The organism is Neisseria dentiae (assembly GCF_024580525.1).
Lineage (GTDB): Bacteria > Pseudomonadota > Gammaproteobacteria > Burkholderiales > Neisseriaceae > Neisseria > Neisseria dentiae_A.
The window spans coordinates 1-658 of the sequence record NZ_JANIKQ010000061.1 but is presented as its reverse complement, the minus strand read 5'-3'; the positions used below and the strand labels follow the sequence as shown (position 1 = coordinate 658).

General features: G+C 59.0%; 1 pseudogene. It reads left to right on the top strand.

Annotation, left to right across the window (positions count from 1 at the left end):
- Positions 1-658 (top strand): annotated as a pseudogene (locus tag NQ012_RS12860) (hypothetical protein); the annotation flags it as partial.

Genomic DNA, 658 nt, shown 5'->3' with positions numbered 1-658 from the left:
ACGGCCTTAAAGCAGGCGGCTTAACCGTGGGTACTAACGGCAAGATCAGCGGTTTGGAAAACGGCAGCGTAGCCTCCGGCAGCAAAGAAGCCGTTAACGGCGGCCAACTGTACGGCACGGCTGACAGCGTAGCCAACGCCTTAGGCGGCGGTTCTGTAGTGAATGCCGACGGCACCGTCAGCGCCCCGGCCTACACCATCATCGACCCGGCCACCGGCAGCAGCACCGTTGCCAAAAACGTAGGCGATGCCTTAACCAAACTGAACAGCGCGGTGAACAGCCCGTTAACCTTCGCAGGCGACAGCGGCAGCAATGTCGAGCGCAAACTCGGCACCACCGTTAACCTCAAAGGCGGCGCCACCGGCAACTTAACCGACAACAACATCGCGGTTGTCGCCAACGGCACCGACACCTTGAGTATCAAGCTGGCCGAAACCGTCAACCTGGGCAGCAACGGCAGCGTAACCACCGGCCAAACCGTGTTGAACAACGACGGTGTTAAAGTCGGCAACGATGTAGCGCTGACTTCAGGCGGCCTCAAAGCAGGTGATGTGAACATCACTTCGTCAGGTATTGACGCAGGTAACACGCAAATCAGCGGAGTGAAAGCCGGTGAGCAAGACACCGATGCCGCCAACGTAGCCCAACTGAAAGCCGC